This is a genomic window from Priestia koreensis (assembly GCF_001274935.1).
Taxonomy (GTDB): Bacteria; Bacillota; Bacilli; order Bacillales; family Bacillaceae_H; genus Bacillus_AG; species Bacillus_AG koreensis.
Genome location: NZ_LILC01000013.1, coordinates 241,821 through 260,990, shown reverse-complemented (window position 1 = coordinate 260,990; position 19,170 = coordinate 241,821). Strand labels below are relative to the sequence as shown.

Annotated in this window: 24 protein-coding genes; 15 read left to right on the top strand and 9 right to left on the bottom strand. The window is 42.6% G+C overall.

All coding sequences use genetic code 11. The features are described from left to right. Positions 1–110: 110 nt before the first annotated feature. From AMD01_RS10475 to AMD01_RS10465, 3 genes are all read left to right on the top strand, one after another. Positions 111–854: a Cof-type HAD-IIB family hydrolase gene (locus AMD01_RS10475; RefSeq protein ID WP_053401348.1), complete on the top strand. Its 744-nt coding sequence runs from the start codon at positions 111–113 to the stop codon at positions 852–854. 72 nt (positions 855–926) lie between these two features. Then, positions 927–1,583 (top strand): GntR family transcriptional regulator, encoded by a 657-nt coding sequence (locus tag AMD01_RS10470; RefSeq protein WP_053401759.1) that lies wholly within the window; start codon positions 927–929, stop codon positions 1,581–1,583. Positions 1,584–1,591: 8 nt separating this feature from the next. After that, the gene (locus AMD01_RS10465; protein ID WP_053401758.1) at positions 1,592–2,563 is read left to right on the top strand and encodes a DMT family transporter; all 972 of its coding nucleotides are present in this window, start codon (positions 1,592–1,594) and stop codon (positions 2,561–2,563) included. 36 nt (positions 2,564–2,599) lie between these two features. On the opposite strand, the gene AMD01_RS10460 is transcribed toward AMD01_RS10465, so the two are convergent. Continuing rightward, a complete protein-coding gene (locus AMD01_RS10460) occupies positions 2,600–2,899 on the bottom strand; it encodes a hypothetical protein (RefSeq protein WP_053401347.1) in 300 nt (99 codons plus the stop codon). A 682-nt stretch (positions 2,900–3,581) separates the two neighbouring features. Here AMD01_RS10460 and AMD01_RS10455 point away from each other — a divergent pair. Next, positions 3,582–4,748, top strand: a complete 1,167-nt coding sequence (locus AMD01_RS10455) for an iron-containing alcohol dehydrogenase (RefSeq protein WP_053401346.1) — start codon at positions 3,582–3,584, stop codon at positions 4,746–4,748. A gap of 35 nt (positions 4,749–4,783) precedes the next feature. On the opposite strand, the gene AMD01_RS10450 is transcribed toward AMD01_RS10455, so the two are convergent. Next, positions 4,784–5,605 carry a Cof-type HAD-IIB family hydrolase gene (locus AMD01_RS10450; RefSeq protein WP_053401345.1) on the bottom strand — a complete coding sequence of 274 codons (822 nt, stop codon included), beginning with the start codon at positions 5,603–5,605 and terminating at the stop codon, positions 4,784–4,786. A 383-nt stretch (positions 5,606–5,988) separates the two neighbouring features. Here AMD01_RS10450 and AMD01_RS10445 point away from each other — a divergent pair, with 383 nt between their 5' ends. After that, a complete protein-coding gene (locus AMD01_RS10445) occupies positions 5,989–7,269 on the top strand; it encodes a trypsin-like peptidase domain-containing protein (protein WP_053401344.1) in 1,281 nt (426 codons plus the stop codon). 74 nt (positions 7,270–7,343) lie between these two features. Next, complete coding sequence (locus tag AMD01_RS10440; protein ID WP_053401343.1) at positions 7,344–8,120, top strand: HAD family hydrolase; 777 nt, start codon at positions 7,344–7,346, stop codon at positions 8,118–8,120. A gap of 31 nt (positions 8,121–8,151) precedes the next feature. Here the strand turns inward: AMD01_RS10440 and AMD01_RS10435 are convergent, their stop codons facing one another. The 5 genes from AMD01_RS10435 to AMD01_RS10420 all read right to left on the bottom strand — a co-directional run bounded on the left by AMD01_RS10435 (position 8,152) and on the right by AMD01_RS10420 (position 10,317). Further along, positions 8,152–8,346: a YwbE family protein gene (locus tag AMD01_RS10435; RefSeq protein ID WP_053401342.1), complete on the bottom strand. Its 195-nt coding sequence runs from the start codon at positions 8,344–8,346 to the stop codon at positions 8,152–8,154. Beyond that, a complete protein-coding gene (locus AMD01_RS10430) occupies positions 8,347–8,529 on the bottom strand; it encodes a hypothetical protein (RefSeq protein WP_053401341.1) in 183 nt (60 codons plus the stop codon). 123 nt (positions 8,530–8,652) lie between these two features. Further along, on the bottom strand, positions 8,653–8,796 hold the full coding sequence (locus AMD01_RS24085) for a hypothetical protein (protein WP_157052701.1): 144 nt from the start codon (positions 8,794–8,796) through the stop codon (positions 8,653–8,655). A gap of 167 nt (positions 8,797–8,963) precedes the next feature. Then, entirely contained in the window at positions 8,964–9,719 is a 756-nt protein-coding gene (locus tag AMD01_RS10425; RefSeq protein WP_053401340.1) for a TatD family hydrolase, read from the bottom strand. Positions 9,720–9,792: 73 nt separating this feature from the next. Continuing rightward, positions 9,793–10,317 (bottom strand): cupin domain-containing protein, encoded by a 525-nt coding sequence (locus tag AMD01_RS10420; RefSeq protein ID WP_053401339.1) that lies wholly within the window; start codon positions 10,315–10,317, stop codon positions 9,793–9,795. 190 nt (positions 10,318–10,507) lie between these two features. Between AMD01_RS10420 and AMD01_RS10415 the strand changes: the two genes are divergently transcribed. Continuing rightward, positions 10,508–11,365 carry a VOC family protein gene (locus AMD01_RS10415; protein ID WP_053401338.1) on the top strand — a complete coding sequence of 286 codons (858 nt, stop codon included), beginning with the start codon at positions 10,508–10,510 and terminating at the stop codon, positions 11,363–11,365. 51 nt (positions 11,366–11,416) lie between these two features. After that, on the top strand, positions 11,417–12,067 hold the full coding sequence (locus AMD01_RS10410; protein ID WP_053401337.1) for a nitroreductase family protein: 651 nt from the start codon (positions 11,417–11,419) through the stop codon (positions 12,065–12,067). A gap of 29 nt (positions 12,068–12,096) precedes the next feature. Here AMD01_RS10410 and AMD01_RS10405 read toward each other — a convergent pair whose 3' ends face one another. Together AMD01_RS10405 and AMD01_RS10400 are read right to left on the bottom strand one after the other, a co-directional pair. Next, positions 12,097–12,585: a YndM family protein gene (locus AMD01_RS10405; protein ID WP_053401336.1), complete on the bottom strand. Its 489-nt coding sequence runs from the start codon at positions 12,583–12,585 to the stop codon at positions 12,097–12,099. Between the two features lie 66 nt (positions 12,586–12,651). Further along, positions 12,652–12,939: a hypothetical protein gene (locus AMD01_RS10400; RefSeq protein ID WP_053401335.1), complete on the bottom strand. Its 288-nt coding sequence runs from the start codon at positions 12,937–12,939 to the stop codon at positions 12,652–12,654. Between the two features lie 146 nt (positions 12,940–13,085). Between AMD01_RS10400 and AMD01_RS10395 the strand changes: the two genes are divergently transcribed. The 7 genes from AMD01_RS10395 (at position 13,086) to AMD01_RS10365 (ending at position 19,166) form a co-directional block, all read left to right on the top strand. Continuing rightward, positions 13,086–14,087, top strand: coding sequence for an LLM class flavin-dependent oxidoreductase (locus AMD01_RS10395; protein ID WP_053401334.1), 1,002 nt, complete (start codon positions 13,086–13,088; stop codon positions 14,085–14,087). A 119-nt stretch (positions 14,088–14,206) separates the two neighbouring features. Beyond that, the gene (locus AMD01_RS10390) at positions 14,207–15,223 is read left to right on the top strand and encodes an LLM class flavin-dependent oxidoreductase (protein ID WP_053401333.1); all 1,017 of its coding nucleotides are present in this window, start codon (positions 14,207–14,209) and stop codon (positions 15,221–15,223) included. Between the two features lie 34 nt (positions 15,224–15,257). Beyond that, a complete protein-coding gene (locus tag AMD01_RS10385) occupies positions 15,258–15,557 on the top strand; it encodes an iron-sulfur cluster assembly accessory protein (RefSeq protein WP_053401332.1) in 300 nt (99 codons plus the stop codon). 28 nt (positions 15,558–15,585) lie between these two features. Continuing rightward, positions 15,586–16,719, top strand: a complete 1,134-nt coding sequence (locus AMD01_RS10380) for an NADH-dependent flavin oxidoreductase (RefSeq protein ID WP_053401331.1) — start codon at positions 15,586–15,588, stop codon at positions 16,717–16,719. Between the two features lie 25 nt (positions 16,720–16,744). Further along, positions 16,745–17,047, top strand: coding sequence for a DUF3219 family protein (locus tag AMD01_RS10375; protein ID WP_053401330.1), 303 nt, complete (start codon positions 16,745–16,747; stop codon positions 17,045–17,047). A gap of 163 nt (positions 17,048–17,210) precedes the next feature. Continuing rightward, entirely contained in the window at positions 17,211–17,978 is a 768-nt protein-coding gene (locus tag AMD01_RS10370; RefSeq protein WP_053401329.1) for a 3-hydroxyacyl-CoA dehydrogenase, read from the top strand. A 42-nt stretch (positions 17,979–18,020) separates the two neighbouring features. Continuing rightward, entirely contained in the window at positions 18,021–19,166 is a 1,146-nt protein-coding gene (locus AMD01_RS10365; protein WP_053401757.1) for an acyl-CoA dehydrogenase family protein, read from the top strand. The last annotated feature ends 4 nt before the right edge of the window (positions 19,167–19,170 follow it).

Sequence of the window (19,170 nt, the reverse complement as noted above, 5' to 3'; positions counted from 1 at the left end):
AAAGATATAAAGATGCTTTATTCAGGCATTTTATGTAGTTCAATTAACGTCTAAAGTGGATGACAGCTCGTACAGGTTTTGAGAGTATGGAGAAAAAGGAGTGCAAAACGATGGAAACGACAAAAAAAGAGATTAAACTGATCGCATTGGATATGGATGGAACGCTTTTAAATAACGAAGGTGAGATTTCAGAAGGAAACCGAAAAGCGATTGCTAAAGCACAGGAAAAAGGCATTTATGTGGTTCTTAGTACCGGAAGATCCATTACAACGTGTCGCCATTTCGCGAAATCATTGAAACTTACTTCTTACATAATTACAGTAAACGGCAGTGAGATTTGGGACAGCAACGATCAACTCATTGAACGAAATACGCTGTCTAGCAATCACATTGAAACGATGCATAACTTAACAAACACGCACAATACGCATTTTTGGGCCGTGACAACGGACAAAGTATGGCGTGGAGAATTTCCAGAAAACATTACCGATCATGAATGGTTAAAATACGGTTTCGACATACAGGATGATGAAATCCGTAAGGTGATTTTAGATGAACTTACACAAAACCCAGAGCTAGAAGTGAGTAATTCTAGTCCTACAAATATTGAAGTCAACGCAGTCGGAATTAACAAAGCGAAGGCGCTTGAAACAATTAGCGAAAAGCTTGGCATTACGCTTGATGATGTAATGGCGATGGGCGACAGCTTAAATGATCTTGCCATGATCAAAGCTGCCGGCGTGGGGGTTGCGATGGGAAATGCCCAAGATCTTGTCAAAGAAGAAGCAAATTGGGTAACCGCAACAAACGTAGAAGACGGAGTAGCAAAAGCAATCGAACACTGGGCGCTGTAAACGTATCACGGAGAAGGAGAAACCCTTCTCTTTTTTATTGTTATAAAATGGGATATGCGATATATTGGTTTTATGAAAACTAATCATATGAAACCAATTCAACGGCGATCACTTCGAGATGAAGTGTACGAAACATTAAAAAAAGCCATAATTACCCTTGAACTCGCTCCAGAACAAAGACTTTACGATCAAGAACTAGCAGAGCAGTTTGCGGTGAGTCGAACTCCTGTGAGAGAAGCGTTAAAGCGCTTAGAAGACGAGGGGCTTGTCGAATCCTTTCCAGGGTCTTATACCCGTGTTACACCATTAAATACAAAGGAGGCAGAGCACGCTTTTACCGTTGTGGCAGCACTACATGCACTCGCAGCCAAGCTCTCATGCCCGAAATTACAGGCGAGTGATGTGGAAAAACTTCAAAGAAAAAATGAGGAGCTCAAACAAGCGATTCAAGAGAAAGATGCCATGCGTGCAATTGAAGTAGATGAGCAATTTCACGGTGTGTTTTTAGAAGCGGCAGGAAATCCAGAAATTAGTCGTGCACTTCAAGCAATCATTCCAAAGGTGCAGCGACTAGAAGTATCACAGTTTTCAGCAGAAGGTGGGAAACAGTCCGTATATCAACATGAGATGATCATAAGCGCGTGCCAAAATGAGGAGTATGAAAAAGTGGTTCAGCTAGTCGAAAACAACTGGCTTAGCTTGGGTAAGTTTATGACAGAAGGGAGATGAAAACGGCAATGAAACCAATCTTTATTGGAGTTGGCGCAGCGTTCTTTTTTGCTTTTACCTTTGTATTAAATCGATCAATGGAACTAGCAGGGGGCAGTTGGATCTGGAGTGCGTCCCTACGCTACATCTTCATGATTCCTTTTCTGCTTGTCATTGTGCTCGTTAGACGGAATTTTGGAGCCCTGTTGGTTGAGATGAAAAGAAATCTTCTTTCTTGGATCATATGGAGCTTTGTCGGATTTGGATTGTTTTATGCACCGCTTTGTTTTGCCGCTGCTTATTCGCCCGGTTGGCTTATTGCTGGTACATGGCAAGTAACCATCATTTCAGGAGCACTGCTTGCGCCGCTCTTTTATGAGCTTCGTTCTTTGGACGACGGAGTAGTGAAAATACGGGGGGGAATTTCCCTTCGAGGGCTTGGTATGTCGCTCATTATTTTGCTAGGGATCGCGATTATGCAAATGGAGCAAGCAAAAGAGTTGTCAGGTGTCGCTCTTTTGCTTGGTGTGCTTCCTGTTTTGGTCGCGTCTTTTGCCTACCCGCTTGGAAACCGAAAAATGATGGAGGTTTGCGAGGGGCGTCTAGACCCGTATCAGCGCGTGCTTGGAATGACGCTTGCGAGTCTTCCTCTTTGGCTACTACTTTCTCTATATGGGTTGATAGTCGAAGGTCCACCTACTGGTCAACAAAGCGTTCAAGCTTTACTAGTAGCGGTATCCTCTGGCGTTATTGCAACGGTTCTATTTTTCCGCGCGACTGATATGGTAAGAGGAAACATGCAGAAGCTTGCAGCTGTTGAAGCTACGCAGTCCATTGAAGTCCTTTTTGCCCTCATTGGAGAAGTATTCGTTCTCTCAGCTCCGCTCCCGTCTCTTCTTTCATGGCTCGGCATGATGCTGGTCATTATAGGGATGGTACTACACAGCTATTTGTCCAATAAGCCCGTAGCTGTTTCAACAAGTACAGGCGTTTCACAATAAAAAAGAGTCGGTTTGCACTGCAACCGGCTCTTTTGGTTAATGATGAAATCGCTCTAACTGGTGAAGCATATTTTCTTTTGACAAAATATCCACCTGTCGATCACCAAGAAGATCAAAATGAGGATATCCCTCCTGATGATGAATATACTTTGCAGGAATATCGTACTTTTTGCCCCACTCAATTAACTTATTGAGATCAGCACAGCCAACCTTTGTCACCGTATGCGCTCCTGGAAATCGATCGTCAATCCAGTAATGGGTGAGAAAAGCAATCTCTCCGCTGCGTACTTTTTTCTTCCACGCCACTAACTCCGCGCGCTTAATTCCAAATGCCATAACCATCATCCCTCTTCTAAAAATAGGATTGTCCTATTGTAGCACGTACGGAAATGCTTTGCCAAAAGGAAGGTATGCGGTGGGGGGAAAGAAGCAGTAAATCACTGATAAAGAGTGGGAATTAGTCGATAGAACGGGGAAATTGATCGATAGAATGGAAAAAGTGATCGATAGGAGTAAGCGTCACACAACGGGAAGCAGCAAATCGCCGATAAAGAGTGGAAATTAGTCGATAGAATAAGAAAAGTGATCGATAGAACGATGAAATTAGTCGATAGAATGGAAAAAGTGATCGATAGGAGTAAGCGTCACACAACGGGAAGCAGCAAATCGCCGATAAAGAGTGGAAATTAGTCGATGGAATAAGAAAAGTGATCGATAGAACGGGGAAATTAGTCGATAGAATGGAAAAAGTGATCGATAGGAGTAAGCGTCACATAAAGGGAAACAGCAAATCGCCGATAAAGAGTGGAAAGTGATCGATAGAACGAGAAAAGTGTTCAATAAAACAGGAAAAGCAGTCAATAGAAGTGTAGCTATCCTGCAATAAGGGAAATTAGATAGCAGGAACACCACCAGACCTGTAGAAAAGCGCGCACAAAACTCGCTGCCCAGCTAAAAAATAGAGGAATCACCTCGTCGCGCTTCGAAGTGTATATGTAGATAAGGAGGAGACATACATATGAATACAGCTACGTTAGCATTTACGCCTGTTAACCATACAGGGTGGGGATCAAGTCAAAGGTTGCTTTCAATTGTGCAAGAGATGGCACCAGCGTCTATACTAGTGGTGACTGATCCTGTTTTAGAAGAGATTGGGCTCGTACACAAAGTGATTGAACCGCTGCTGCAAGCAAACTATCATGTTGAGGTGTATACGGCCATTTCCCCTGAACCACCGCTAGAAGTTGGCGAAAATCTTGTTGCGTTTACGCGCTCGAAACAGGTTGATCTTGTTATTGGAATCGGTGGAGGAAGCGCGCTAGACTTAGCAAAGCTCACTGCTGTTTTATCGGTTCATGAGGGAAAAGTAGAAGATTACCTCAATCTCACAGGAAAGAGAGAAATTACGCAAAAAGGGGTCCCGAAAATTTTAATCCCTACAACATCAGGGACAGGATCTGAAGTGACGAATATATCTGTGCTATCACTCGAGTCGACAAAGGATGTAGTAACGCACTCTCATCTTTTAGCAGACGTCGCGATTGTCGATCCTGAGCTGACGCTGTCCGTACCGGCACGCGTCACAGCCGCAACGGGAGTGGATGCCCTCACACATGCGATTGAAGCGTATTTATCCACACAAGGAAATCCCGTTACAGACGGACTAGCGCTACATGCCATTAAACTCATTAACCGCTCTCTCCGAACGGCTGTAGAGGATGGAAACAATCGTCAAGCAAGAAGTGATATGAGCTACGGAAGCTATCTTGCTGGTCTCGCTTTTTTTAACGCAGGTGTTGGCGGAGTTCATGCGCTCGCATATCCGTTAGGTGGACAATTCCATCTTGCACACGGAGAATCGAATGCTGTTCTACTTCCATATGTAATGGACTATATTCGAAGTCGGGCGACGAAACGATTGGCAGACGTGCTACAAGCCATAGAGCCAGAAGCAGTCGTTCAATCTGAAGAAGAGGCGTCTAGTCAATGTGTGCAGCTTCTAAAGCAGCTTGTTTACGATATTGGAATACCGACTACGCTTCGTGAGTTTCAAATCCCAGAATCAGCGATTGAGCCGCTGACAAATGATGCGACAAAGCAAACGAGATTATTAGCTCGTAGTCCTATGCCGCTTGAAAAAAAGGACATTCAAGCCATTTATACAGCCGCGTTTTACGGAGAATAAAAAAAGGTCGATGAGTTATTCATCGACCTTCTTACTTATGAATGAGAAGCCACTTTTAAAATAAAGTCTTCAACGACTTTGGCTACGCCATCATTCATATTTGTATCTGTTACATAGTTTGCTATTTCTTTAATATCATCCGGCGCGTTGCCCATTGCGACACCAAGACCAGCGAATTCAATCATTGCAAGGTCATTATAGCTATCGCCCATTGCAATCACTTCTTCTTGCTTAATGCCAAGTTCCGTAATGAGCTGGTGAAGGCTTGTACCTTTTGTAACGCCTGCTTCCGTAAATTCAAGGAAAAACGGTTTAGAGCGCATGACGCTAAGCTCACCTTCTAGTTCTTTTTGAAGCGTTTCTTCTACTTTTGCTAGCTTTTCGGCTTCTTCAAGCATTAGAACTTTTACAACAGGCTCTGTTACAGCCTCTGCAAAATGGTCGACAATTTTAACAGGTAATCCGGTTAGATCGCTTTCAATATCACTATAAGGATTTTCAACTTCTGTAAAAATTTCATTTCCAACATACGTATGAATACCAACGTTTTCACGCTGACTTAATTCGTACAGGTGTTTCACTGTTTTAGGAGATAGAGTGCTGCTGAATAGCTCTTCTTTCGTACGGCAGTTAATAATTTTGGCTCCGTTAAACGAAAGAATAAAGCTTCCATACTTCTCAAGCTGTAACTCCTCTGCGACCCATTCCATTCCATAAGTCGGACGGCCAGAAGCTAAAACAACCTTCACACCTGCTTCTTGTGCTTTCATTAACGCTTCCTTAGTACGGGGGGAAACGGTTTGATCATCACGTAATAATGTATCATCAAGATCTAGTACAATCATTTTATATTCCATCGATGACATTTCTCCTCTGTTTGTAATAGTTATGATTGTTAATCCTAACACTGAACCGAGGGCTTGTATAGATGTTCACAGGGAGAATGTTCGACATATGAGGAAAAAAATTACGAAATTAGCTTGTCTTTCAAATGAAAAGATGTTATATTAATCAAGCGATGAGCTAATTCGTGTAAGACGGACGATATTCCTTCGGGATAAACGTGTGAATGTGGTCACACGGTCTCCGCCTCGAACGCATCAAAGACGTCTGTCACGTACAGGCGTCTTTTTATTTGTCTTTTTTCTTATTTTTTTACATAATTTGATAGTATTCGACAAAGCGATTGTGCTATTAGTTAAGTAGCACAATCGCTTTTTTTATGAGGAGAGAAAATGATATGTATTGTCCATTTTGTGGAAATAAAGCTGGGAATGAAGATATATACTGCGGAAATTGTGGAAAAAAGGTTCAAAGTACAGAGGATCCATCAAGACAAACTCGCCACAGACAGGCTCCAAGATCCCGAATCGGCTGGGTTTTATTCGCTATTTTATTAATTGGAGGGGTTATTGGCGGAATTGTTTTTTATCAGTCAAAGAGCACGACACCAATTGTGAAAGAAATCGTTTCAGCATCACCGAAAGAAAATACGATCGTTAAGAAGCAAGAGTTAAAAGACATTATCAATCAAGTTCAAAAGTCCGTTGTGAAAATAGAAGTTCCTTCACAAGGTGTCAGTGGCTCAGGATTTCTTTACAATCATAAGGGGGACATTATTACCAATGCACACGTTGTTGCCGGAGCACAAATGGTCACGGTAAAGTTGAATGATATGAAGGAATACGACGGAGAGGTTATCGGAATTAGTGATGAGACGGATGTAGCAGTTGTTCGGGTGAATGAACTTAGAGACCATAAACCGCTGCAGATCGATCAAACACATTATAGTGAAATGGGGGACAAAATTCTAGCTTTAGGAAGTCCTCTTGGTCTACAAAATACGGTAACAACAGGAATTATTAGCGGAGTGCATCGTGATTTTACGCTTGATCCATACGTGTACGAAGACGCTTATCAAATTTCCGCTCCCATTGCGCATGGAAACAGTGGGGGACCTCTCGTCAAGGAAGAAACGGGAGAGGTAATCGGAATTAACTCCGCTGGTACAGAAGAGGGGAGTATTGGATTTAGCATTCCGCTTGTGAATATTCTAGATCTAGTACAAGGTTGGTCCCAATCTCCTATGACCATTAATGCAGAATCATCACCATCGGACGATTACAGTGGTGAAGATGAGGAAGAGGATGCGGATGCGGACGATGAAGAAACAGAGGATCAATATAGCTTGCAAGAGGTTGCAGAGCAAGTTTTAGCCGATTTTTATTCGCTAGTTGACAGCCGTGATTATGACTTGGCATACGATTATTTAGGTATGAAATGGCAATCTCATACATCCCTTCAACAATTTGCGAATGGATATGAACATACCCTTGCTGTTCGAGTAGATCACTTAGAAACGACAGATGTACAAGGAGAATACGTAGTCATTGACCTTTATATCACCGCCGATGAGGAGAAAGGCGGAAGTGAGCGAACTCGTCAATATCACCTCACCTATAAAGTAGGATTGGAAGATGGAGACGTGAAAATCTTATCAGGCAAGGGAAAAGTGATATAACTTACACCTTGTCTCCCATCTAAAAGTAGTCTATTATTTGAATAGTAAAAAAATTATGAGCGGGGGAGAGACAGATGATTAAAGCGGTTATATTCGACTTAGATGATACGCTCCTTTGGGATCAGAAAAGTGTGCAGGTCGCGTTTGAAGAAACGTGTAAGGTTGCACAGGAAAGGTACGGAGTCGATCCGAATGTGCTAGAAGACGCTGTTCGAAAAGAAGCGCGGGATCTTTACTCGTCTTATGAGACTTACTCGTTTGCACAGCTCATTGGGATCAACCCATTTGAAGGACTATGGGGTGAATTTTCGGATGATCACGAATTGTTTCAAAAAATGAAAGAGCTCGTACCGTCTTATCGAAAGGAAGCGTGGACGAGGGGTCTCCAAGCGATCGGCATTGATGATCCTACGCTTGGTGAGGAGCTAGCAGAGCGCTTTCCAGTAGAGCGCCGTAAGCATCCGTTTGTATATGAGGAAACGTTTGAAGTGTTAAATCAGCTAAAAGGGAATTATCAGCTGTTACTTTTAACAAACGGCTCTCCGCATTTGCAGAATACGAAGCTTACAATTACGCCTGAAATTAGACCTTATTTTGATCATGTCATCATTTCAGGGGACTTTGGTAGAGGGAAACCGGATCCAGCTATTTTTGAACATGCGCTAGAGAAGTTAGGCATTGAGAAAGAAGAAGCACTGATGGTTGGTGATAATTTGATGACGGATATTTTAGGTGCAAACCGCGCGGGAGTACGGTCTGTTTGGATTAATCGCCATCAAAAGGAACGAAACGAAGTGAATCCTACATATGAAATCACCCATTTAGAAGAATTGCTAGGGATACTAGCCTAAATAAAAAAAGTGAGGAGCTCCTCACTTTTTTTTATTGAATAATTTCTTGCACTCGACCAACTTGTCCGTCCTGAAGGCGAACTTTAATTCCGTGTGGATGAAAGCTTGAATTCGTTAAAATGTCCTTAACGACTCCATTTGTTAGCTTCCCCGTACGCTGATCTTGTTTTAAGACAATATTCACTTGAATTCCAGGCTTGATGTTGGCTCTTTGCTGTCCGTTCATTTATACACCCGTACGCTTTCGTTGATTATTGCGCTTTTTCGTTTGCTGACTTTGAAGAGGCTGAGCGGATTTTGTTGCCATTTTATGTCCTTGACCAGCATTTTTCGATTGCTGTTTATCTGCAAGTTTTTGTTTCATCAGCTCTTGTAGGCTGACTTTTTTTGGTTGATCTGTATTTGACATTTGTTTATTCTCCCTATCATGAAATATGATGTTCTCACATCAATTATAATTCAAATTCGTTTGGAATACACCTTTGTTTTCTGTATGAAAAAAACAGACCATCAAAATGACAGCCTGATTTCTTCACTCTTCATCTTTTGGACTGAGCTGTTCTTCCAAATAATCAGCTAAAACTTGCTCACGTTCACGTTCTCGTTCCAATCGTTTTATGTGCCGTTCGTCTACGCTTGGGTCAGACGGCTGTCTGCGAGTCCATTTTAAGACCATTTGAATAGCCTCCTTTCTTTTTCCATCACGTTATTTCTCTATAGCTTTATTATATACTGAAAATTCAATAAAATCTAATGCTTTGCAAGATTTTCTGCCACTTTATTTCTGCTGTTTCTATTAGTATATGTATTTCCTAATGGAAACTCTTCTATTCTTTATCGATTTTATTTGCAGAAAAAAAGTTCCCGGACGTTGCTGGCTACATATGACTCAACTTCGCAAATAGGTTTTCCGAGTAACCGTGAAAGAGTTAAAATACTTTCTTTCAATAATATTGGCGAAGTAGGTCGATTTTTGAAAGGACCGTCAAAAGGCCATGGTCCATCTGTTTCCACTAGAAGCTGTGAAAGAGGAACAATTTTAGCGAGCAGCTGATCACGCTCCCGATAACAAACTTCAGGTGTCACTGAAACATAATAACCAGCTGCTACGATCTGCTTTACGACCGCGGAGCTTGCTTTTAGCCAATGAAAATGAGCGCTTTTCACACCGTGTTTTTGTAAAAGATCAAGAGCAATGGGGGCTCCTGAATGTACGGCGTGTAGGATAATAGGAAGTTCATACGCATTCGCAAGCATCATCATGTCTTCTAAAAAAGGAAGATAGGAAGGAAGGTCGCCAGAAAACGCCGAGTAATAAGGGAGTCCAACTTCACCGATCGCAGAAATAAGAGAACGTTCTTTTAGGAGAAGGCTTTTCCATTCCGTCACATCCTGTACAGAAGGAAGAGCCTCCTCAGGATGAAAGCCGATGGCTGCTGTAATAAAATCAGGGTATTTTTGTTTTAGTAAAAGCGTATCGTAGCTTGAGCGCAAGTTCGTAGAAACTGCAACGACTCCTTTTACGCCCGCTTCCTGCCACTGTGCAATGGAGCGATCAACATCAGGATATTGATCTAAATGAATATGTGCATCATACATACTGAGGCTCCTTACTACCATTTTCTAAAAGCATAGCACAGCAAATGCTTTGTGCCATTTATTTTGCTTCATCCTATAAAGAGAAGTCATTTTCTCCGCGAGTCGGATTCCAGTGATGAAGTAGTGGACCTTCCTTACCGAATATGGGGTCGGTTTTTGGTAGTGGAACCTGCTTAATTTGTCTGAAAATCTTATCTGCTCCTTCGGATTGATCCGTTTTTACATCATAGCTCATACCATCCGGATATGCTCCGGCTACCTTAAATTCATCACTTGATTCAATTAGTTTGTGTCCTGTACCAGCGGGCAAAACGATCACGTCACCGGATGTAAGAGCAACCGTTTTTCCTGATTCTCCACCTAACTGCACCGTCGCATGGCCTTTGATTACTCCTAATACTTCGTGGGCATTACTGTGATAATGATGGTAGTTGAAAATACCGTTTGTCCAGCTATTGAGCCAAGAGCACTGATTAAAAATGCTTTCTACCTCCACGGCCTTTTTTCCAAGCATGTCGCGGTAAATAAGAACAGGCAAGAGAGGGTTATTTGGAATGGTACCATCATCTTTAAAAAATAGCGTTTGTACGTTGTCCATGGGATCACCTCATTAAAAGTTTATCACTCTTTTTCCCTAAAATAAGCCAAAATAAAACGTTCCGATAAAATATCTTTAAATAAAAATATTTTTGTATTGAAATATATGAATTACTTATATATACTTACTTACATAAAGTAAGTTGATCAGTATAAAAATAAAAACCAATAAAAAGGGAGACTGACTTAGAATGAAATTTCAGCGTCCACCTCATACGTATGTAGGTCACACACATTTACTCGTCCAAGATTTACAGCGTTCACTTGCGTTTTATCAAGATATTATCGGTTTCAGTGTCTTAGAGGAACAAACGAACCAAATTACGCTCACAGCAGAAGGTCAAACAGCGCTTTTAACGATTGAACAGCCTGATGAGGTTACAGCAAAAGAGCCGCGTAGAGCAGGGCTTTATCATTTTGCGATTTTATTGCCAACTCGCGCTGACCTAGCTCGTGCTTTGGTTCACCTATTAAAAAGCGGCTATCCGTTACAGGGAGCTTCTGATCATCTTGTAAGTGAAGCGATTTACCTGGCCGATCCAGACGGAAATGGCATTGAGATTTATCGTGATCGAGATGATCATGACTGGCAGTGGCAAGGTGACCAAGTTGAAATGACGACTGCGCCACTTGATGCAGAAGGGTTGCTTACTGAAACAGAAGGTGCGGAATGGAACGGACTTCCAAAGGGCACGGTCATGGGCCACATCCATTTACACGTAGCGAGCTTACAGGAAGCTCAAACCTTTTATTGTGATGGTTTAGGTTTTAATGTCGTTGCTGAATATGGAAGTCAAGCACTGTTCATTTCAACAGGAGGCTATCACCATCATATTGGGCTCAACGTATGGAATGGCATCGGGGCACCCACTCCTTCACAAAACAGTGTGGGCGTGAAATGGTTCCAGCTCGTTTTTCCAACAGAAGAAGCGAGAAGTACAGCGCTAAAAGGGATTGAAGCTGTTGGGGGATCTGTGACAGTAGAAGGAGATACGTTCATCACATCAGATCCCTCTGGCACGCACATTCACTTAGTCGTTCATCATTAATCGAATAGAACAGCCAAGGTTTGAAAAAATAATAAAAAGGTGGTTTTTTAAATGGGTTTTTTCACTAAATTATTTGGAGAAGAACAGCCAAAAACAACAGAAGCAAAGAAAGATTTTTACGAAGTGGTTGAGCAGCGACGCTCTATTTATGGCATCAACAAAGAAAGAGTAGTGTCGGATGAGCGTATTCAAGAGGTCGTTGATTTTGCGGTAAAACATACGCCGTCTGCTTTTAATTCTCAAAGCGCTCGTGTCGTGGTTCTGCTAGGTCAACATCATGATAAGCTGTGGGATCTCACAACGGAAACGCTCCGTACGATCGTACCAGCTGATAACTTTGCTCCGACACAGGAAAAGATGACGGCGTTTGGTAACGGTTATGGGACGGTCTTATTTTTTGAAGATCAACGAGTGGTAGAAGGCCTGCAAGAGCAATTCCCAGCGTATCAAGAGAATTTCCCTGTTTGGTCACAGCAGTCCTCTGGTATGCTTCAGTATGTTGTGTGGACAGCACTCGAAGTAGAAGGATTTGGCGCAACGCTTCAGCACTATAATCCGATCATTGATGATGAAGTAAAAGCAGAGTGGGGGATTCCATTTGAATGGAAGCTCATTGCACAGATGCCTTTTGGAAAGCCGGTCGCACCCGCAGGGGAAAAGACATTTTCGCCTTTAGAAGATCGTGTGAAATACTTTAAATAAGAAAAATGAGCTGATCAATGCCGATCAGCTCATTTTTCTTTTTCTTCGTTGTTTTCTTCTACACGTTCTTGTTTCAACAGTGCTCGTTTATCCATATCATGATCCTCAGCAAATTCGGTTCCATAAGCTAAGTTTGGGCTGAATACAGACGGAGCACTTGTTTCAATACGCTCATCTAATGTGCTATCTGTTAAATAACGGTGAACGAATACTTCAATAGAGGTAACGATTACTGCTGAGATAATGCTTCCCCATGCTACTTGCATGTAGTTATTCAATAAGATACTTCCAAAGATCCACACGCTCATATAAGTAAACGTGAAGTCAACAATGGTCGCAGCCATGCTTCCGAGCTTCGGAAGAATAACACGTTCAACAAGCATATAGGAAAAGAACGTAACAATGAAGGCAAACGTTACGATATCGACAATCGTTGCGCTAAAGAAAAGATCCAACCCAACTGCAAATGCAATCAGTGCAGCAACAAATTTAACTAAAACAGCTGTCATATGTTTCATGTGTACAACCTCCTAATCTGTTACCTATTGTTGGTTAAAAGCGAGAAATTCATACATCTTACTTAGCTAATAATAATGTTTTTTATCCCGACGAAAAGCGGTAATGGACGTCTTTAAGCCAGCATAACTTCCGATTGCCGCGTAACCATAAAAATAGCCCATAAAAATGCCTGAAATGAGGCTATGTGGATGGGCAAATAAGATGGAAAAGAGGAGTCCTAGAAGTAATGCAATTGTTGGAATGATCGGTTTTGGAATCGGTAAAAATAACTTAATGAGCTGCGTGAACACTAATACAAGGGGGATTCCAATGACGGCATCCCAAAAGTTCGTATGGATGATTGGAAAGTTCATGACGTAATCACCTTTTTAAAATAAATTTTTTAATAGGTTATCCGAGAAGACGGAATTTTAAAAGCACGTAATCAAACAGATTGTTTTTACTCTGGTGACGTGTGCTATATGATAAAGGCAGGAGATTAAGGGAAAGAAGGGACCATATGAAAGTTAGTATATTAGATCAATCGCCTGTGGTAGCAAACGGCACTCAAACAGAAGCGTTGCAACAGTCGTTACGTCTTGCGCAGGCAGGCGAACGATGGGGATACGAGCGTTACTGGATTGCTGAGCATCACGATTTAAAGGGCCTTGCTTGCTCAAACCCTGATGTCATGCTTAGCTATATCGGTGCTCAGACATCTACCATTCGTATTGGTGCTGGGGCGGTCCTGCTGCCGCACTACAAACCGTATAAAGTAGCAGAAACCTATAACATGCTTGCAACGCTGTTTTCAAATCGAATCGATGTAGGGATCGGACGAGCACCTGGAGGATCGGCAGAGGCCACGATGGCGCTATCAGATAACTATTTGGAGCAAGTCCGAATGCTTCCTGATAAGGTGAAAGAGCTTCTTCAATTTTTCGATCATGGTTTTCCGAAGGATCATATGTTTTCAAAGGTTGCTCCTTCACCTGTACCGAGCGTGCTTCCGCAGCCATGGATACTTGGAACAAGTGGAAAAAGCGCAAAAATGGCCGCAGAGAACGGGTTGCCCTACACGTTTGGGCATTTTATGAGCGAGAAAGATGGGAAAGAAATTACACAGCAGTACAAACAAAACTTTCAGGCGAAGCGTACGTTGAAAAATCCGCAGATAATTGTCACCGTATCCGTGATCTGTGCCGAAACCACAGAGGAAGCGGAGCAATTAGCGATGAGCAGCTACTTGTGGCAGCTTCAGCAGCAAACAGGGAAATCGACAAGCGGCATTCCGTCTATGGAAGAAGCCCGAAACTATTCTTTTTCGGACAAAGAACAGGAGTCCATTAAAGCCATGAAACAAAAAAGTATTGTAGCAAATCCAAAAGAGGTCGTACGTACGCTAAAGGATCTTCAAAAGGCTTATCAAGCGGATGAAATGATGATCGTGACGATTACACCGACGTATGAAGCACGCCTTCGTTCGTATGAATTGATCGCCAATGAACTTAATAAGCATTAAATTTTGTTGCATCAATAAAAGTTGATATAATAACTTGGTGATAAAAAACAGAAATGAAATATGGATAAAAACGCGAAAGAACTCTCTGTCACATGTAGACAGAAGAAGGGGGATTTCTAATGTCAGAAAAAAAACAAGGAAAGTTAAATGAAGCAAAATGGTCCGTTTTGGATCTTTCACCGATCGTTGTCGGAGGAAGCGTGGGTCAATCGCTACAAAATACGTTAGACCTTGCACAACACGCAGAGAAGTGGGGGTATAACCGTTACTGGCTAGCTGAGCATCATAACATGGCGGGGATTGCAAGCTCTGCAACGGCAGTAGTTATTGGCCACGTTGCAGGCGGAACATCAAAAATCCGCGTCGGGTCTGGTGGAATCATGTTACCAAACCACTCACCGCTCGTTATTGCGGAGCAGTTCGGTACGCTTGAATCTCTTTATCCAGGACGCATTGATCTAGGACTCGGGCGCGCACCAGGAACAGATCAAGTAACGGCACGTGCTCTTCGCCGTGATTTACACAGCACGGGAGAGGATTTCCCAGACCAGCTTGATGAGCTTCGTGAGTATTTTAATCCAACGGAAAAACGTCCTGTTCGTGCCATTCCAGGCGAAGGACTTAATGTACCTATTTGGCTATTAGGTTCAAGCGGCTTTAGCGCTCAGTTAGCGGGACAGCTTGGTCTTCCATTTGCATTTGCTAGTCATTTTTCACCAGACTATACGTTAACGGCACTGCAGCTTTATCGTGACAGTTTCCGACCATCACAAGTACTTGATAAACCGTATGCGATGGTTGGGGCGAACGTAATTGCAGCTGACACAGATGAAAAGGCGAAATTCTTAGCGACATCGATGCAACAACAATTCTTAAACTTAGTACGCGGACGTTCAGGCCCGCTGAATCCTCCTGTTGAAAGTATGGAATACTTATGGAGTGACTATGAAAAAGCAGCGATTCAGCGTCAGTTAGGCGCCTCAATCGTAGGAAGTCCAGAAACAGTAAAAGAGAAGCTTGAAGGTTTCCTAGCAGCTACACAGGCGGACGAGGTGATGGTCAATGCACAAATCTTTGATCATCAGGAACGTCTACGTTCATACGAAATTGTCGCAGAGCTTGCTAAAGGAAAATAAACTCTTTCACAAATGATACTAGGAGATGACGAACATGAACTGTAAAATTAATCGCAATGCAGCAAAGCAGATCAAGAAAATGCTTGAAAGTGAAGAAGCAGAAGGAAAAATGATCCGCGTCATTATTACAGAAATGCACGGAGATCACGCACATTATGATCTTGCGCTTGATACACCCACAGAGCACGATGAAATTGTTAAAACAGACAAAGACATTGATGTGCTTTTAGATACGCGTGAAGAGTTCCTTGATGGCGTTTGGATTCAATATTTCCACGTGCCACAAGAAGGGTTTGTTATTACAAACTCACAAAAAGGACATCATCACCATTAATATAACGGAACGAACTGGAGGAGAAACAATGAACGAAAAATATGCACCGCTATTTCAACCATATACAATTGGCAACGTTGAGGTGAAAAACCGCCTTTCACTTGCACCAATGACAAACTTTTCGTCAAATGAAGATGGAACAGTATCAGATGCAGAAGTAAACTACTACATCCGCCGCTCAAAAGGCGTAGGAATGGTTATTACTGCCTGCACGTATGTAACAGACACAGGTAAAGGGTTTCCTGGAGAATTTGCAGGCCATACGGATGACATGATCCCAAGTCTTCGTCGTCTTGCAACGGCGATCAAAGATCAAGGCGCAAAAGCCGTACTTCAAATTTTCCACGGTGGTCGCTTATGTCCGCCAAACCTTGTACCGAACGGGGAAATTTTAAGTGCAAGTGCTGTACCTGCTGAGAACCCACGCGGTGCAGGAGACCTTCCAACACCACGTGCGCTTACAGAAGAAGAAATTCAATCCATCATCCGTGATTTCGGTGAAACAACTCGACGTGCAATTGAAGCAGGATTTGATGGCGTCGAGCTACACGGAGCAAATGGTTATCTTATTCAACAATTCTTTTCTCCACACTCAAACCGTCGTGAAGACCGTTGGGGTGGCAGCTTAGAAAATCGCATGGCGTTCCCTCTAGCTGTTGTGGAAGAAGTGGAAAAAGTAGTCGCAGAGCATGCAAAAGAACCGTTTATCGTTGGATATCGTTTCTCACCGGAAGAGCCAGAAACACCTGGTATTACGATGAAAGATACGCTTGCGCTTGTTGATGCACTATCTGAAAAGAAACTTGATTACTTACACGTATCATTAATGGAATACTGGTCTGCTCCGCGACGTGGTGTAGAAGATACACGCTCTCGTCTTGAAATTATTCAAGAGCGCGTTGGTAAGAAAGTACCTGTAATGGGCGTTGGATCTATTTATACAGCAGACGATGCGATCAAAGCGTTAGAAAGCGGCGTACCGCTACTTGCAATTGGTCGTGAGTTAATTATTGATCCAGATTGGGTAGAGAAAGTAGAAACAGGAAGAGAGCAAGAGATCGTAACGAAGCTTAGCAGAAACGATCAAGAACGTCTAGTTATTCCTGACCCGCTATGGCAAGCTATTTTAAATGCCCCAGGCTGGTTCCCGATGGCTGACTAATCTCTTTTAAAAAGGAGTGTCATCAATGACAACAGAAGTTCGTTTAAATGACGTAACGATACAGGGTACAGATTTTCACCATGAAACGGTGACGGATTATACGACAAATAAAAGCTTACACAAAGTCCACTTTTCATTTAAAGTGAAAAGCGGGGAAGAGTACCATGATATTACGACGTTACTCTACAAGCAAAATTTTGATGTAGAAGTACCGAAGGAATCATTACAATTTAAAGGAACGATCACCAATTACTCTACGTCCGTGACGAATTTGTACGAAGCAAATAACGTTGGCGACTTTTACGTAGAGCTAACAGAACGAACGTAAGTGAAAGGCACTGCGAGAGCACAGTGCCTTTTCTATTGAAAAGATAAATACGCGCAACGAAATAAAAATCAGAATTTTAAGTTAATTTTCTTTCAAAAGTGATGAGAAGTAGTTTAAAATGAACAATAGAGAGCTATTTTTATCGTTCACAAGGAGTGATGGTGTGAAAGCAAATGAATGTAGGGCATTTATAACAGGTGGTGCTTCGGGTCTTGGTGAGGCAACCATCAAAATGATTATCGAAAATGGTGGAAAAGCAGTCATTGCCGATGTGGCAGAAGAAAAAGGCGAGCGGTTACGTCAGGCGCTTGGGGACCGTTTGTGGTTTGTGAAAACAGATGTCACGAGCGAGAATTCTGTTCAGAAAGCGCTACAGGAAGCAGTGAACCTGATGGGCGGGGTAAATGTAGTTGTGAACTGTGCCGGGATTGCCATTGCTGAAAAAGTTGCAGGCAAGCGTGGTGTACACTCGTTAGAAAGCTTTTCACGAACCATTTCAATCAACTTAATTGGCACGTTTAACGTCATTCGGGTAGCCGCTGAGAAAATGATTGGTAATGAGCCATCAGATCAAGGCGAAAGAGGTCTCATTATTAATACTGCATCCGTTGCGGCATATGAAGGACAAATTGGGCAGGCTGCCTACAGCGCGTCAAAAGGTGGTGTAGTCGGAATGACGCTTCCGATCGCAAGAGAACTAGCGTCTCACGGTATACGCGTTGTTAGCATCGCACCTGGCTTATTTCATACGCCAATGTTTGATGCTCTTCCTGAAGAGGCACGTACTTCGCTTGGGAAGACGGTTCCGTTTCCTTCTCGTCTAGGGCTTCCAGAAGAATATGCGCATTTGGTAAAAAGCATTGTGGAAAACATCATGTTAAACGGCGAAACGATTCGTCTAGACGGAGCAATCCGGATGGCGCCTAAGTGAGGGTAAAATGATAGCGGTTACAAAAAAGATGGGGTGATAATGTTGAGTCACTTATATATTCAAAAAGAACATACGATTTTTAGGAGTGCGCTTCGGAAATTTTTAGACAAAGAGGCGTATCCATACTACGAGCAGTGGGAAGAAGATCGGATGATTCCGAGGTCGTTTTGGCGAAAGCTTGGAGACAATGGCTTCTTGTGTCCAGAAGTAGACGACCAGTACGGAGGAAGCGGCGTTGATTTTGGATTTTCGGTTATCATCAATGAAGAGCTAGAACGAGTAGGCTCGGGCCTTGTTGGGATAAGTCTTCACAACGACATCGTTATTCCGTATATTATCGCCTATGGAACAGACGAGCAAAAAAGACGCTGGCTTCCGAAAAGTGCCACAGGGGAGATCATTACAGCGATTGCTATGACAGAGCCGGGAACGGGATCAGATTTGGCCAACATTCGAACAACGGCTAGGCGTGAAGGCGATCATTATGTGATAAATGGTCAAAAAACGTTTATTACAAATGGTATCCATGGTGATCTGGTTATTGTCGCTTGTAAAACAGATCCAGATGCCGTACCGAAGCACAAAGGAATTAGCCTTATTGTTGTTGAACGAGATGCACAAGGCTTTTCAAGAGGACGAAAGCTACATAAGGCGGGACTACACTGCCAAGATACGGCAGAACTAATCTTTGAAGATTGTATCGTACCGAAAGAAAACCTGCTTGGACAAGAAGGAAAAGGATTTCAATATTTAATGGAAAAGTTGCAGCAGGAGCGGTTGATTGTAGCACTAGCTGCACAAGTGTCATCAGAGACCATGCTAAATCAGACCATTCAGTACATTAAGCAGCGTGAAGCTTTTGGGAAGGCGATTAGCAAGTTTCAAAACACACAGTTTAAAATTGCTGAAATGGCGACAGAAGTCGAGATGGGAAGAACGTTCATTGACCAGCTTATTGTTGATCACATGAATGGAAAGGACATTGTGACGAAAGTATCAATGGCAAAGTGGAAGCTAACAGAAGTAGCACGAAATATTGCGACCGAATGCATGCAACTACACGGCGGATACGGATATATGGAAGAGTACGAGATTGCAAGACGATACCGTGACATTCCAGTTGCAAGCATTTATGCAGGAACCAATGAAATTATGAAAACGATTATTGCCAAAAATTTAGGTTTATAGAAAG